Source organism: Bradyrhizobium sp. CCGB20, assembly GCF_024199855.1.
GTDB lineage: Bacteria > Pseudomonadota > Alphaproteobacteria > Rhizobiales > Xanthobacteraceae > Bradyrhizobium.
In genome coordinates, this window is the sequence record NZ_JANADN010000001.1 from 5371078 (window position 1) to 5386188 (window position 15111).

The 15111-nt window shown below is 62.5% G+C and carries 14 protein-coding genes; 3 read left to right on the forward strand and 11 right to left on the reverse strand.

All coding sequences use genetic code 11. From position 1 onward, the window contains the following. Positions 1-658 precede the first annotated feature (658 nt). On the reverse strand, positions 659-856 hold the full coding sequence (locus tag NLM15_RS24955; RefSeq protein ID WP_254120091.1) for a hypothetical protein: 198 nt from the start codon (positions 854-856) through the stop codon (positions 659-661). 193 nt (positions 857-1049) lie between these two features. Here NLM15_RS24955 and NLM15_RS24960 point away from each other — a divergent pair, with 193 nt between their 5' ends. Both NLM15_RS24960 and NLM15_RS24965 read left to right on the forward strand, forming a co-directional pair. Then, the gene (locus tag NLM15_RS24960; protein WP_254120092.1) at positions 1050-1274 is read left to right on the forward strand and encodes a hypothetical protein; all 225 of its coding nucleotides are present in this window, start codon (positions 1050-1052) and stop codon (positions 1272-1274) included. Then, entirely contained in the window at positions 1271-1462 is a 192-nt protein-coding gene (locus tag NLM15_RS24965) for a hypothetical protein (RefSeq protein WP_254120093.1), read from the forward strand. Before NLM15_RS24960 ends, NLM15_RS24965 begins: the two co-directional genes overlap by 4 nt. A gap of 284 nt (positions 1463-1746) precedes the next feature. Here the strand turns inward: NLM15_RS24965 and NLM15_RS24970 are convergent, their stop codons facing one another. Further along, positions 1747-2163 (reverse strand): very short patch repair endonuclease, encoded by a 417-nt coding sequence (locus NLM15_RS24970; protein ID WP_254120094.1) that lies wholly within the window; start codon positions 2161-2163, stop codon positions 1747-1749. Positions 2164-2224: 61 nt separating this feature from the next. Between NLM15_RS24970 and NLM15_RS24975 the strand changes: the two genes are divergently transcribed. Further along, positions 2225-3001: an HNH endonuclease gene (locus tag NLM15_RS24975; protein WP_254120095.1), complete on the forward strand. Its 777-nt coding sequence runs from the start codon at positions 2225-2227 to the stop codon at positions 2999-3001. Here NLM15_RS24975 and NLM15_RS24980 read toward each other — a convergent pair. The 9 genes from NLM15_RS24980 to NLM15_RS25020 all read right to left on the reverse strand — a co-directional run bounded on the left by NLM15_RS24980 (position 2998) and on the right by NLM15_RS25020 (position 15073). Beyond that, positions 2998-3966 carry a DNA cytosine methyltransferase gene (locus NLM15_RS24980; RefSeq protein WP_254120097.1) on the reverse strand — a complete coding sequence of 323 codons (969 nt, stop codon included), beginning with the start codon at positions 3964-3966 and terminating at the stop codon, positions 2998-3000. The genes NLM15_RS24975 and NLM15_RS24980 overlap by 4 nt on opposite strands. Positions 3967-4238: 272 nt before the next feature. Beyond that, positions 4239-5990: a phage terminase large subunit gene (terL, locus tag NLM15_RS24985; protein ID WP_254120098.1), complete on the reverse strand. Its 1752-nt coding sequence runs from the start codon at positions 5988-5990 to the stop codon at positions 4239-4241. 12 nt (positions 5991-6002) lie between these two features. Next, positions 6003-7310 carry an SGNH/GDSL hydrolase family protein gene (locus NLM15_RS24990; protein ID WP_254120100.1) on the reverse strand — a complete coding sequence of 436 codons (1308 nt, stop codon included), beginning with the start codon at positions 7308-7310 and terminating at the stop codon, positions 6003-6005. Next, positions 7307-7540: a hypothetical protein gene (locus NLM15_RS24995; protein WP_254120102.1), complete on the reverse strand. Its 234-nt coding sequence runs from the start codon at positions 7538-7540 to the stop codon at positions 7307-7309. The genes NLM15_RS24990 and NLM15_RS24995 overlap by 4 nt, the downstream gene beginning before the upstream one ends. Then, positions 7541-7966, reverse strand: coding sequence for a GNAT family N-acetyltransferase (locus NLM15_RS25000; RefSeq protein WP_254120104.1), 426 nt, complete (start codon positions 7964-7966; stop codon positions 7541-7543). Between the two features lie 178 nt (positions 7967-8144). Continuing rightward, positions 8145-8627, reverse strand: coding sequence for a hypothetical protein (locus NLM15_RS25005; RefSeq protein WP_254120105.1), 483 nt, complete (start codon positions 8625-8627; stop codon positions 8145-8147). A 20-nt stretch (positions 8628-8647) separates the two neighbouring features. Continuing rightward, positions 8648-9085 carry a hypothetical protein gene (locus NLM15_RS25010; RefSeq protein WP_254120107.1) on the reverse strand — a complete coding sequence of 146 codons (438 nt, stop codon included), beginning with the start codon at positions 9083-9085 and terminating at the stop codon, positions 8648-8650. A gap of 158 nt (positions 9086-9243) precedes the next feature. Continuing rightward, positions 9244-10566 (reverse strand): phage tail fiber protein, encoded by a 1323-nt coding sequence (locus NLM15_RS25015; RefSeq protein WP_254120108.1) that lies wholly within the window; start codon positions 10564-10566, stop codon positions 9244-9246. Positions 10567-10612: 46 nt separating this feature from the next. Then, complete coding sequence (locus tag NLM15_RS25020; protein WP_254120109.1) at positions 10613-15073, reverse strand: D-alanyl-D-alanine carboxypeptidase family protein; 4461 nt, start codon at positions 15071-15073, stop codon at positions 10613-10615. Positions 15074-15111: the final 38 nt, after the last annotated feature.

The window sequence follows — 15111 nt, forward strand, 5'->3', positions numbered from 1 at the left end:
ATCACAGCATGGTGCATGCTCGCAATCGCGTTAGGTGCGCTCGCGTGGCACCTCATGCGCCCCTAGCGTGCCCTATGGTGCACCGTTGGCGCGGCGCTACTGTTGCCCGTGACGTGCAGCCAATGCAGCCCCTCGCGTGCCCTGCCGTGCCCTGATGGTGCGCTGAAGGTGCGGGCTAGGCTGGCGAGGCAAAGACACTGATAGGAAGATAGAGAAGCGAACGCCGCGACGTTGTGGCACCTCGCGTGCACCTAACCCGCCCCCTATGTGCACCTAGCGGATACCGTATCCCGCGCGACCCCAATGATATCAATGGCTTAGCCCATGGTGGTGACAGGGTCGGGTGACAATGGGCCAGCGGTCGGGCCTGATCGCGATCGGATCGAGGGGGCCACGGGGGATCGCGCGACCGATAGGGTTCGAGCCTGCCCTTCAGAGATTTCCGCCAACTATCCGGGGAACTCTACGGTTCTCGCCAGTCTACCTTCAGAGACCCTCTAGGCGCCTCGATAGTCTACGAGCGGGAGCCAGCCATGCGTTATTCCGGGTGCCCCGCTAGGTCAGGTAGGGTTACCTGTAGGGCCTCCCAGAGAGCCTCTAATGGGCTCGGGGAGTTGACATGCCCCGAGACGAGCGACAGCGAGTTCTCGGGGCCTCTTCAGATGACATTGGAGGTCTGGGAATGCCTAAGCGTCGGCAGTTGCACGGTCGTGTCCTGACCAAACTGGACGAACAGGGGTTGGGATACATCGAGAGCGGTGACGGTGGGTTCCTGGTTGTAAGCGGTGACGGAACTTCTCTCGCGCAGCTCACGCCGGTCGAGCTTGTCGGGCTGGGGACCGAGCTGATCATGCACGGCACCGAGATGCTGGCTAAACAGGCAAAGAGAGCTAGGTCATCTTCTGGGGGTCGATGATCACCGGGGCACCCACAGTCATAGGGAACTAATCTTACCCAATGCTCAGGTGCACTTCAGTGTACCTATATAGGAACCGGGAGGGGGGCTTAGGGCTGTAGTGCAACCTAATTCAGTAACCAGCAGTAACCGCATGGAACAGGAGATCAGGATCGACATCGGCCCCTTCTTCAGGCGGCACGGCAGGAAGCCGAGCGGCCGGGGCTATTGGGTGTTCCAGATCGTGTCCCCGCTGGCGACCGCCAAGGACCACATCCTCGCCCCGCAGGAGGAGATGGCCTTCAAGGCGGCCTGCGAGCGGGCGCTGGAGGTGGCTGCGCTGAGGCGAGCCACACGGGTCCTGCTGCTCCCCGAATGATCTACCGGGCCTACAGGCTGAACTTCTGGGGCCACGTTCTGGACCTTCAGGAGCTGGACTGTGAGACCGACGAGGAGGCCGTCGAGCTGGCGGCCGAGCTGTTTGGCGAGGACCCGGTAGAGATCTCCGTTGAGGTCTGGCTGGGTCCCCGTAGGATCGCCCGCCTCACCTCCTCCGACCGCCCATGATCGAGCTGGTCTACGATCTGCGGCGTGGTGCAGATTGAGGCCAGCGACGCGCACGAAACTCGTGAATAGCGGCTCTGAATTGGGACCGTCCCGGCAGAGGTGTCGCTGTCTCCCGATCTCGGATGATTTTCTCGAGTTCTGTGACGCGCATCTGAGAGAAGCGGTCTTCGCCAAGCCATTCGAGCGTGCGCTGAAGAATGTTGGTGATCTGAGTGTAATCGTATTTCATCCCATGCCTGCTTCAAAGAGACCGCGGAAACTGTTCGGTGGAGGTGACGGAGTTGTCAAGTTCGCCGCAGGAATGCGTTCAGGCGAATTCGCAAGCTAGTCTCGTCCTTCGTCTCACATTCCCAGATAACCAGAACCTCCCAGCCTAACGCCTCCAACTGCTTGATCCGCTCAGCGTCTCTCTCCTTGTTTCGGGTGAGCTTGGGATTCCAATAGCCGGTGTTCGATTTCGGACGGCGTGCGTCCAAGCATCCCTCGCGCTCATGTCCGTGCCAGAAGCAGCCATGGACGAAGATAACTTTCCGCTTGGGTCCGAACACTAGGTCTGGGCGACCCGGTAAGTCTTTTCGATGAAGTCGATAGCGGTAGCCTAAGCTATGCACGATGCGGCGGACGGCCATTTCCGGCTTCATGCCTTGGCTCTTAATTCGCCGCATGTTCTCTGATCGCCGCTCAGGAGACAGCTTGTCCATGGACTCGACTCTTGGTTGCGGACCTCTAACCTATGCATCGAAAACGTGATTCGGCGCGGGAATGGCAGAGAAGCGGCCAGAACTTGGGACCATCCATAAGAAGATCGTCGAGCTTCTAAAGGAGCACGCTGACGGTCTGACGATCTACGAACTGCGCAAGCACCTCCCCGAGGACATAGGGGTGCAGCAACATCTCGACAAGCGCGTCCGCGAACTCCGCTATCGGTATGACATACCCCTCGTGAAAGATAAGTATGTCTTCAAAGGTGAGCGCACCGCGCCTGTAGACGATGCGGGAATCAGCGCGAAATTGCGAGCGGCTGTACTCGATGCAGCTCATGGCCGGTGCCAGATGTGCGGCCGAACGATCGCCGACGATGGCATCAAGCTCCAAGCGGATCACAAGATACCGAGGAACTGGGGCGGCAAAACTGAGATGGATAATCTCTGGGCCATTTGTCAGTTATGTAACGGCGGCAAGCGGGACTACTTCGCCAGCTTTGACCAATCCGAAATGCAGAAGATCGTGTCGCTCGAAAGCGTGTATGAGCGCATCTCGGAAATGCTCCGGCTTCACAAGGGAAAGCCAGTACCATCGTGGATGCTTCAGTTCGTAGCGAACATCAATGACTTCCAAGAGGATTGGCAAAAGCGACTGCGAGAGCTCCGGTATCCCGGCATAGACCTGAAGATAAGAGCGACGCGCACCAAAACATCCGCTGGTAAGGTCGAGTCGGCGTACATTCTGGATGACTGGAAGCCGCTCCCAGCCAACCACAAGTTCATCATCAAAGAGTACGAGCGCACAAATAAGAAGGCGCGTTCGGGTGACGGCTAGGCTGCGGCCATCCTGAAGACGTGGCGCTTCGTTGTGAGGGCTTCCTTGATCTTCACTGCTACAGCTTCAGCCACTGGAGGCGGGAAAGCGTTGCCGATCTGCCGGTAAGCCGCAGTCTTTCTTCCCGTGATCTTCCAGTCATCCGGGAAGCCCTGTAGCCGGGCCACCATCGGAACCGTGAGACGTGGAAGATGGTCAACCGGCGTATCCCGACCGGGCGCCTGATCCGCGATGCCCATACCATCGACGCCCAATGACTTCCAGGCACGTTTCGCCCTTGTTGGGCCTAGGTCAGGTCCGCCATGCTTTTTCGAGCCACCCACCAGCGTCGGCGCAACATCGTCGGCAAGCCCTCTCCAACGCGATGCTCCCCGCCAGCCATTTGCAGACATCAGGTCGTAGAGCGTTTCACCAACCGTAATCGGGTTCTGCGGGGCGACCTGCGGCCAGTCGAACCGGTCCCAAATGTCCCGCTTAAGACCAACGATGACGACCCGTGGCCGAAGCTGGGGCACACCGAAATCAGACGCATTCAGAATGCGCCACGCCGTGATGTAGCCCATGCTGTAGAGGCTATCTCTCAGCTTCTCCCGGTAATCTTGGAAGGCGGCCTCAAGGAAGCCTCGCACATTCTCGATCATCACTGCTCGCGGCCGGGTCTCGTCAATCAGGCGAAGCGCGGCTGGAAACAGGTCCCGTTCGTCTTTAGGACCGAGTTGCTTCCCAGCGATGGAGAAGGGCGGGCACGGAAGTCCCGCTGCGAGCAGGTCAATTCCCTTATAGGGCCTTCCGTCGAACTTCTTGATGTCTTGCTCGAACACGCTCCAATTTGGCCGGTTAGCCCGGAGAGTGTCACAGCAGGCTTTGTCGATCTCAACGACTGCCGAATGGCTGTAGCCAGCCTTCTCAAGACCAATCGCCTGCCCCCCGGCTCCGGCACAAAGTTCAAGCGATGTCAGGGGCATGATCCGGTCCAAGTCCAGCGATGTGATTCGCGCTTCGCAATGAGACAAAATTTCGAGTGTGGCGTCGAGAGGCGATATACAGCATTAATCAACAGCCTTCCCAATCGGTAAATGCGCGATATTCACACAATCAACTTGCCCTCCGAATTGCCGAGTTGGGGCGAGAGATCACTCCCCCGCCCCTCCAGCGGCACACCGGAACTCCCTATCGGGGTATCAAGGGGCGCGGTCGAGGAGTCCTTTTGTCACAGCGACAAGTTGACTCCCCATCCCTACCGCCGCCTGCCGCTCATGATCGAGCTGGCGAACCGCTCACCGCCGCCACCGAACCGGTCGGGGCCGCCGATCACCTGAGACATGAACTTCTCCAGCTCAGCGTCGATCAGGGCCTCCTTGTGCTGGAGGTGGGCCTGCTCGATGTCCCGGTTCATGTATTCGGCCCAGTGCGCCACAGCGCCCGCCACGGCGTCCAGACGGTCGTCGTGCTTCAGGGCACCACGGTCCCGCGTGATGCGGGTCATCTGGTAGAACAGCCGGTAGCCCTGCTGGTTCTCGGCCGTGTAGCTCTCGGTTGACCTGTAGTCCTTCTCGATCACTGAGGGGCACACCACGAGCCTGTGCTGGTTCATGATGGGCTCCAGCGTGTCGATGATCCTCATCTCCTTCTGGACCTTGGCCCACTCAGCGTCCTTCACTTCGACGGGATAGGTCTTCATAGCGACCGCGCCGAGGAGCTGGGTGAACATGCCGCCGCCGTAGTTGGGCTCGCAGAGGATCAGGTTCACGTGCTGCCGCCGCGCCGCCATGCAGATGCTGGTCAGGGTCTTCTCGTCGTAGCCGCCGAGGAACGCGCCGATGTCCGTGAGGAACAGGCGACCGTGCAGCATCTTGACGACCGCGTAGGTGGTCTCGTCCTTGCCGCGACCCGAGGGGTCAACGAACATGACCGAGCCCTCGTATTCGAGGTACTCCTTCGAGACGAAGATCGGCCGGTGATAGTGGTCGCCGTTCAGGCCGACCGCTGGGACCTCGTCGAAGATTTGGTCCGGTCCCGCCGCCCAAGCCAGATCGCTCGGAGCACGTAGGGGATCAAGGGGAAGCACGACAAGATCGCGCAGCCTAAGAGGGTATCTGTCCGCATCGGAGAGGCTCGTGTCGAGTTGGAATTGAAGGGCGAAGCCCGAGCGCCCGTAGGACATCTCGCGCTCCATCAGGTCCTCGTCAGAGAACCGATCAGGGTCCGTCGAGTGGCCTTCGAGGTGCGGGTGCTTGTCGAGGATGTTGGCGATGAACGGTGCCAGCTTGGCTCCGTACTTCTCGCGCTTGTCGGCGGTCGGATACCTGGCTGGCCAGATGCGGACCACGTAGCCACGCTCCGGGAGGCTGTTGTACAGCGACTGCTCGCACTGAGGAGTGCCGAGGTAGATCACGCGACCACCCGGCTTGAGCACCGCGTCGAACTCCTTCACGAGCTCTCCCAGCTTGTCGCGGAGCGCCTGCGTTGCGGAGTTGCCCACGACCTCGATGTCGTCGGCGATGATGTAGTCGGCGCGGGAGCCCGTGAGCTGGCCGGTGATGCCGACCGACTTCACCGATGGCGAATGGTCAGGCTTGGCCGGGCCAACGTCGAACGCGATCTTCGAGGAGCGCTGATCGTCGCGGGGCCGCAGGAAGTTGAGCAGCTCGATGTCGTTGATGAGCCGCAGGGTGAAGGTGCTGAAGTCGTCGGCGCGGTTCTTCGACGCCGAGACCACCATGATCTTCAGTTGGGGATTGCAGTAGAGCAGCCAACAGACGAAGGCCGAGGTGACCCAGCTCTTGCCGACGCCACGGAACGCTTCGATGACGGAGCGGCGTGGGCCCTTCTGTAGAAACTGCGCGATGTCGTACTGGACTGGCGTGGGCTTCGGAAGCCCGAGGTGTTGCCACACCATCCAGAGGAAGTTGCGGAAGTCCGCCTTCAGAGGATCAGCAGCCGTGTGACTGCTGGTCCCCATCAGGTGGGCCTTAGTGGCCTTGGTCATTGATCCTTTCAGTTATGCGTAGCGCTTGCGAGCGCCGAAGCGGCGGATGCGAACGGTCGCAGAGCCTGCGCCCGCGCCGACGACCTTCAGGTGACAGGTCACCCAGCTCTTCGTCGTGTACATGGGCACCGGCAGCTTCTCGGTCTGGAGGTTGACCTTGTAGCCTTCGGTGGTGACAGCGCCCCACCCAGCGGTGGCGCAGTAGCCGTCCATCGCGGTGACGGCGGTCTTGCCATCAGGGGAGCCCGTGCCGTTGGCCTGCACGTAGCAAGTCACACCAGCGAGGTTGCTCGAACCGGCGTCCACCACGACTTCAGCCGAAGCCTGCAAGATGTCACCGGGAGACCAGTTGGCCATGGCCACGTCCTGCACGAGGCGGACTTCTTCACCCTGCGCAGTGAACGTGCACTGGATGATCTGCTCCTTGAGGCCCGAGCCATCACTGGCCGTGCCGACAGAGAACGCGCCGCTCGCGTTGCCCGAGCGCTGGCCATTCCACGAGCCGCAGACGGTGCCGGTGCTCCCGGTGCCCGGCGCACCACCAGCTTGGTTGGTGAACATCGGGTTGTTCAGCAGGTTCACCAGCGAGATGCTGGGCACCTCCATGGAGCTTTGGACACCGTGCGGGCGCGGAGGCATGATCGCGGTGAGTAGCGTGGCGAACGCCTTGCCGCCCAAGTACGCGCTCGGGAGGTTCTCGTGCGTGCCATCGAGCGAGGTGATCATCGTCACGGCGGAAGACGAGGCATTGCCCCGGTCCCAGATCGCAGCCGGGAGATCGAACAGGACGAGGCCGGGGCACGTCTCCGCGTACTCGCGAGCCTTCTCGTTCAGGATCGCCAACTGCACGATCATCGCCGTGCTGAAGTTGGTAGCGCCGGGTTCGAGCACGTAGATCACGTGCATGCCGCGAGCGACGGCGGCGTCGATCATCGTCTTGATGTTCGTCCACGCAGTGATGCCCGAGGTCGTGGCCGAGGGATACTGCTGGCCGATGTCGTTGCAGCCCGCGTGGATGTAGAGCCACTTCGCACCTGTCGCGAGCGCCGCGTTGAGGCGGGCCAGGATTTGGTCGGTGCGGTCGCCGGAGACGCCAAGGTTCTTCACGAGCACGGCGCGGTTGCCCGCGAGCGCGTTGCCCATGGTGAAGTGGTTCTGAGCGTTCTTGTTCTGGTACGCGCTGTCGGCGTGGATTTGCGCTACGCGACTGTCACCGAGAGCAACCACGGTGTTCAGGTTGAAGCGGAGTGCGGTGCTGTTGAGCAGGCCCGCCTTGTAGAGCGCGAGTGCGCTATCGACAGCAATCGTGTCGGGGTTCATTCGTGTTCTTCTTCTTCGTCAGTGTCGGTGAAGGGGAGTTGGGCAGCGAGCTGACCGAGCGGGTTCGCCTCAGTGGCGATGCCGTCGATGCCGTTGTCCTTGAGAAACTGTCGGGCCACGGAGAGGTCTGCGGCAGTGGCCGTGCCGTCTTTGATCTTGTCAGCGAGAGCCGATGCGAGGATGCCGTGAAGCATCTCCATCAGCGACGCCGACGCTTTGCCTTGTGCCAATTACAAGTCCTTGACCCAGTACAGGCCGGTCGTCAGACCCCAGCGCCAGCCGGGCTCAAACAAGCGGTAGCCTGCACGGATGAGATTGTTGGAAGACTGCACGTTGTGGAATGCAGTGTCGGTGATCATCTGCGTCCATCCGTTGCGCCGAGCCTGCGCTTCACGGACAGCGATCAGCTTCCTCTGGAGCCCCTGCCCGCGATACTTGGCGAGAACGCCGGCACGCTTCAGGTAGCCCACGTCGGGAGCGAGTGTGGATTGGACGAGACAGGCGAAGCCCACAGGATCTGTTTTGTCGAAGACCACCCAGTGGTGGCCGTAGTTCGTTTCGATCTTGGGAGCGCTATCGCCGAAGCATTCGTCGTGGAGGCGGTTGAGAAGGTCTGCCTTCTTGTCGCCGTCCACTTGCCGAATACGCAGCTTCACTCTTGGTGCCCGCGATAGCGGTCCCAGAACTTGAAGCCGACTTGGATCACGATCCACCCGATACCGAAGGCCGGAGCCCATTCAGCACAGGTGGCGGAGACTGAGTGCAACGAAGGTAGCCAGAACGGCAGTGAGATTGCTCCCACCGCCGTGGCATTCGTTGCTTGCTCAACCGGGTTCACAGCGTCCGCGCGAGACCGAAGAGCACGTCGAGGTCCCCATCGGTCTTGCCCAGCGCACCCGCGCAGGCGACGATCAGTTCGTTGTCGCGCAGAAACTCAGTGGCGTAATTCCAACTGTCCTGCACGCTGATGTCCTGCGTCTTGACGTAGTCCTCGACTGCCTGCCGCAGGCCCATCTGTGTGAGCGCGAGGCGGATTTGTCGGGGTGTGACCGGCGCGGGCGGCGCGTCAACAAGGTTGAGCACCTGTTGAACATCGCCGTTCGCATCGCGAATGAACGTCGATCCGGTCACCAGCTTATCGGCCGGGACCACTGCGCAAGGCACGCGGTAGACGTTGATCAACTCCAGCTCCTCATCGGACCAGAGTTCAGTGATCTGCCACGGGTGGAGGACATCGTTGAAGAGGAACGATGCCCCCTCCGCGATCTCCTCGAACACGTTGACAGAGGTTTCTTTGACGACCACGTAGGCGGTCATTGTTGCTCCATTGATTTCGTTTAGGACCACGACAAGGTGGCCGACGCGGCAGCGCCGTCAGTGGCCCGAGGGTTGTAGACGTAGAAGGGGCTCTGGGCGCCGCCGCTGCCGCACACGAGCGTGTAGCTGGAGCCGGGCACGGGGGCGCCGGGGTCGTACCAATTCCACGTGCGTGCGACGTAGCCGCCGCGACCACCATTGCCGCCGTATGCGGGTGGGGTGCCTATTGGTCCGGCACCAGTGCCGCCAGCATTGCCGCCGCCAGTGGTGTTAGTTGTGCCGCCGCTTGCAGTCCCCGGCGAGCCGTTGGCGCCGTTCTGTTGAACATTGAAGTTACCGTTGCCGCCGCCAGTGCCACCGTTGGCAATGAGGGTGACGCTGGGCGCGGCGAAGTAGCTCTGCCCGCCCGTGCCGCCCCACTGTTCGTTTGCGCCTGAGGAAGTGTCGGTATCGAGCATGTTGCCGCCACCGCCACCGGGCCCCCAAATCTGCATGGTGAGCGTGTTGTACTGTGGGATGAGAACGCTGCGACTTCCCACGCCCCAGCTTTGATTGCCGGGAGTGACGGGAGGTCGAGGGGCCCCGATCAGGCCCCTCACGAGAAACGGGAGGAACATTAGCTGACCTTCCAGCCGCTACCCTGCCACTGCGAATAGCTCGACACGTACACGCCAGAGAACACGACGGCCCATCCGTTCGCTGCCGTGGCGACAACCGGAGCGGTCGCATTCGGGAAGCGGATGTTGCTGTTCCAGCTCACCGTTCGTCCGCCCGTGGCGTCTTGCACGAGCGCGATCTCGACCGCCTGACCGTCCTTCGGGTTGAGGAGGTTGACCGTGACGTTGCCGGTGAGCGTGGCGGTGAAGCGCGAGCCGAGGTTGCAGTCGATGTTCAGGTTGCCGCTGCCGCTGTTTCCGAGGGCGACCCAGCCAGCAGCCGACCACGCCTTATCGGTCGTGATGACACCCTGCCCCGTGTTGGTGCGGAGGTCGGCCAGCACCACGCCATTGGCGGTCGCGATGTTGCCGAGGCCCAGGTTGACGCGAGCAGCCGCCGAGTCGGCGAGGCCACTGAGGTTGCCGCTCTTGGTGAGGATGTTGGTGCCATCGACCGAAGCCGCCGAGGCAGCAGCCGCAGCAGCCGAGGTCGCAGCGTTCGAGGCGCTGGTGGCAGCGTCGGACTTGTAGCCCGCAACGATGCCCTTGTCGGTAGCGACGCTGCCCTTGTCCGCAGCAACGGTGGCCTTGTCGGCCGCGACCGTAGCCTTGTCGGTGGCGACGGTGCTCTTGTCAGCGGAGACCTGAGCCTGCCACGTGTTCACCGAATTGTACCAAGCCTGAATGGCCGTGTACCAACCGTTGATCGTGTCCTTCCAGCCGCTGATGGTGTCCTTCCAGCCGCTGATGGTGAGCCGCTCGGCCGCAGCGTAGCCAGCGTCGGTGTCAGCCTGCGCAGCCGAAGCCGCCGCGTTCTGCGCCTGCACGATGGTCTGCGCGAGCACCGAGGTGTTGGCGGTGGTGGCCCACTTCATCGTGACCGCGTCCTGATCGTTCACCGGGTCGGCGACGTTCGTGGCGCGGCGATTGCCGAAGTCGTACTGGCCGGTTGCCTCGCTCACGATGATCGATTGCTCGGCGCGGTCGCTCGCCTCCTCGGCGATGAACAGGGCCTGCGTCTCCGCGAGCGTCAGGTTCTCGGCCGTGAGGTTGTTGGTGTTCTCAAAGACCGTCATCGGGGTCTTCACGGTCTCGCGGGCAATGAGCAGCACGGAGCCAGACGCGACGGCGGGAGCCACTCGGATGAGTGCGCTGTTGAGCCAAGCCGGTGTCACTGCGACGCCGCTGGCGTAGACCTTTACGTGGTCAGTCGAGAGGTAGGGAAAGGGCACAGCGAAGTCGGTCTGTGCACCGTCACCCGGATAGATAACGTAGCTTGCCATTGTCCTTTTCTGAGGTGCGAGGGAGGTTGCCCTCCCCCGCGTGTTGTTACTTGGCCGGACGCTCGGGCTGCGACGAGATCATCGTCGAGAGGAGCGCCGATGCTGGCATCCAGTTCTGGAACGGAGCGACGCGGGCGATCTGCCTGCTCTCCATCTGCGAACGCTGGCGGCCATCCTTGATCGGCTGCACGACGCCCTTGGCGGCCTTCGCGAAGTCATCCATCAGGCCGATAGTCGGCGACCCGAAGATCACGTCCGAAGCGTTGCCGGAGGTTCGTGCGTCGAACACGGGGCTGTTGCCAGTGAGGTAGGCTGCGGTGTCCGTCGCCATCGGGAGCAGCGAGGACCAGCCGGTGTTCTGGAATGCACCCAGCGCCATCTTTTCGGGCGATAGGCGCTTCGCGAGGAAGTCTTCCTTGTCCGAGCGACCAATCGCCTGAAGCTGCATGCGAGCCGCGTAGGCGGCAGCGCCAGCGAGCAGCGAGTAGGTCATGACGTGGAACGAGGTCATGTCGCGCATGTGCATGTTCAACATGAACTGCTTGTTCCAAGCGTTGATCGAGAAGGTGCGGAACTGGAACAGCATCTGCCACAGCGGGCCCGAGGACCAGCGGTGCATGTTGCCGATGTCGTTCTCTTGGATGATCCGGCGCGACCAGCGGAACAGCGCGTTCTCGAATGCCGCGCGGGCTTCGAGGTCCGTCCACTTGTCGAGGTTCATGCGGGTGACCTTCCCGCTAAACAGCAACCCATCTTCCTTAGTGAAGTGGGTGTTCACCTCCTGCGTGATGCGCTTCAGCATCTTGTCGGAGAGACCGATGGATGCCATCCGCTTCAGGTTGACCGAAGTCGGATCGAGCGCCATGTCCGCGAACTTCTGCGCGATCACCTTCGCAGTGGTGCGCTGGAGCATCGTGTTGATGGTTGTCATGCCCGACGCCTCAGCCACCGCCATCTGTGCGAAGTCGAGGCCGTTGTCGAGCTTGCCCAGCTTGCCAGTCTCGTGGAAGCCGAACTCGTCGCTCTTGAAGAACTGCATCCCACGGAGCCGGTCAGTGCCGACGCCGAACGCAGCCTCCAACTCGGCCGCGAGGCCGTCGTTGAGGATCGAGCGCCCATCCGCAGTGACGATGCGCTTGAACGCAGGCACGTGCTGAAGGAACGCCTTCATGCCGAGCTGCGCCGGGATCATCGCCATTTCGGGTATCTGCGCCATACCGAAGGAGCCGCCCTGCCGGAGGAAGTTGAACTTGCGCACCCGTCGCAGCCACGACGCCCACTCGCCCTGCTGCGCCGGATCGGGGCGGCCAAGCGTGCGGTCGTAGAGGAAGTCGAGGTTGGCAGTCGCCTTCTTGATCTCGGCTGGCGTCATCTTGCTGTCGGCCATCGACTTGACGAGCTGGTTCTTCACGGTCGCCCACTCGTTGTCCGAGGTGATGCCGTTGATCAGCATCTCGCCAGTCGTCGGGTTCTGCACACGCACACGAGCCAGCGCGATGCGCCCGTTCATGTGACGGAAGTACATGTCCGAGAGCAGCTTCGCATCGGTGACGGTGAAGTCACTGAGTGCCAGGTCTCGGGTGGAGCCGTCGAAGGTCCGGTAGCCGCGCAGCGTGAACGTCTCGTCGAGCAACAGACGATGCTTCGCGCGAGCGTCAGCGCCCGTCTCTGCGTTGAGGCGGACGGTGCCGAGCAGCTTGTCGATGCGCTCCTCAGGCACATCCACGTCACGGAGGATGTCCTTCAGGTGCTCGACATCGAAGCCGGAGTGCATGAGGTTCATCGCCTCGTCGATACCGTTCGCCTTGTTGCGCAACCGCTTCACGGTGCCCTCGGCGATCTTGTCCAGTATCTCGTCGTCCATCCACGTCTGGGCCGACTTCATCGCGCCCTTGAACCAAGCCTCCAGTCCGCGCTGGCCGACGCCATGGGCCACAGCCTCGTCGAGGAGCTGGTTGATCTTGTGTGCGTCGTAGATACGCATCATGTAGTTCTTGTTGGTGGGCGTCTCCTCGAAGCCCTTCACAGGCCGACCGACGAGACCTTCACGACGCAGCGGGTTCTGCGCGTCGAGGAGCTTCTCTTCGTTCATGCGAGCGATGTGGTCACCGAGCCGCTTCACAGCGGGGTGCCAGTCGAGCGTCGGGTCCGTGTTGCGGATGAAGGAGGTAACGAGGTCGTTGAACTCTGCGCCGCCCGTGAGGCGACCGAGCTTGTAGCCGTTGTCCTTCGCCCACTCCGATGCAGCCGGAGCCCACATCTGGTTGAGCTGCGCGATGTCCTTGCGGTGGAACAGCTCCATCTCCTCGGAGGCCGAGAAGGTGTTGATGCGTCCATCCGCGTTGGCCACGCCGTCTTCGCCGAGCGCGCCGCCGATCAGGCGGGTGTTGGCATCCTTCGTGGTCTTGAGCTGGCCCACCGCATCACTGCGGCCGACCTTCACGCCAGCGATCTTGTCCACGGTGTAGGGCGCGTCAGCGTCCTGCGTGGCGATGAAAGCCTTGTCGTTGAGGAACGGCATGTTGGCGTTGGGGTTGCCCGCAGCGCCCATCGAGTTGGGGCTGGTGTGCGAGCTGGTGCCTTCGAGCTGCTGCTTCATGGACTGGCCGAGGTTGGCCATCTTCTGCGCCTCGGCGAGCGTCGCCGGGTTGCGCGAGATGAGACCATAGGAGCCGCCGAACATCGCGCCGACCGCCGCCGTCATGAGGAGGCTGCTGTCTTCGCCGCTCATGTTGAGCCGACGTTCGCCGAGTTCGAGCCCGACGTTCGCAGCAGCGCCCGCGCCTGCCTGCATGGCAACGCGGCCTACGCGGCCTGCGCCGATTGTCACAGCGGCCAAGTCACCCAGACCGCCGGACGCGACGCCCACACCCAGAGAGACCGGGTCGAGCAACGTCGTGGCGAGCTGGAGGGCCGTGCCGGTCCACCCTGCGTCCGACAGGTGCTGCTGCGCGACTTGGTCACGCTGCGCCTGCTCGGCGATGTAGGTGGCATGGTTGGCGGACACCGCGCTCTCGAAGCGGGGCATCATCTCGGGGGCGAGCCCGTACTGCTTCTGGAGCGTGGTCTGCAACTCCGGTGTCATCACGAAGGATGCGTCGGGAGTGAAGTGCGGGTTGTTCTGCAACAGCCGAGCCGTGATCGACGACTGGCTGATCGCGTCGGCCGTGGTCTGATACCAAGGCATCTCGCGTTCGCGCTTCGCCATCTGCTCGTTGGCACTCATGATCTCGCCCTGCGTGGCAGCGGCGGGAGCAGGCTTGAAGTCCTGCGGGGTGCGCTGTGCGCCGAAGTCGATGCCGGGCGCGTCGGCATACTTGGTGTTGCCCTCGCCCATGGCCGACAGCCTCGAGTAGACCTGAGCGACGCTGAGAGGCGTGCCGTTCTTCTCATAGAAGATGTTGCGGTTGTAGCTCGCTTCCTTGGGGAAGAGCGAGGCTGCGTTGGCAGTCGGCTGGCTCTCGTAAGCCTTGACGAAGTTGACGCCGCCCTGCCCGCCCATGAAGTGCGAGATGTACATCTCACCGTCCTTCGGGGCGCGGCCCATCTGCTTCGTGAACAGCGCGTTGTTCTGGCGCATGTACTCGGCCGCCATGAAGGCGTTGGCGCGATTATCGGTGACAGGCGTCGTGGTGGCGAGACCGTAGATCGGGCCTGACTTCGTGATCATGTCCGACCACGTGCCATCGACGAACTGGAAGAGGCCCTTCGCGGAGCCCTTCGGGTTGGCAGTGTTGCGGCCAAAGTCGCTCTCCTGCTTCGCCACGTTCATGAGCACGTTCGCCGGGACGCCAGCGCGCTGCGCAGCGTCTTCGATGTAGCCCTTGATGTCCGAGGGGACCGTGACCGGCTTCACGCCAGAGCGAGCCTCAGCGGTCTCGATGTGCCACGGCTCGTGCGCCATGGGGAACGCCAGCCCGTAGCGGGCCGCGTTGTCGTGCACATACTTGGAGACGGCGGGATTGCCGTAGCCGAGGTCGGCAGCGTAGCCGTGATTGTGGTTGGAGCGGCCGGGAGGCGCAGCCCACTTGCGGGCCTCTGCCTCGGAGCCGTACTTGGCCACGGCTTCCTTATAGATTTGGGCCTGACGCCCGACGGAGCGGAAGCCAGAATTGATCTTGAGCCCGTCGCGAATTTCCTGCGGGGCTTCGGAGATGAGCCGCGTCAGCCGTTCGGCCAACGTGTCCTGCATTCCGTTAATGTGAGAGATGTCCTTGCCGGGGGCCAGGTATGGCGTGAGGGCCTGCACGGAGGTCGTCACAACAGGCATCGCCTGCTGCTCGTTCGCTGCCTTCGGAGCATCGGGCTGCGCCACGACGGGCTGCTGTTCGAGACCCTTGGCGAGCGCCGGGTCAACCTCAGGTGCCGTCACGACAGCGTCGGGCTGCGGCGCGGGCGACGGCGCGGGTTGCACCTCGGGCTGCGGCAGATCGGGCTGCACAACGGGAGTTGCGGGAGGAACGGCGACACCCTCGGGTGCCCAGCCGTCCATCATCAGTTCATCCATGAATGGTTCCTAATGGGCGCAGGAGGAGCCTCAGCTCC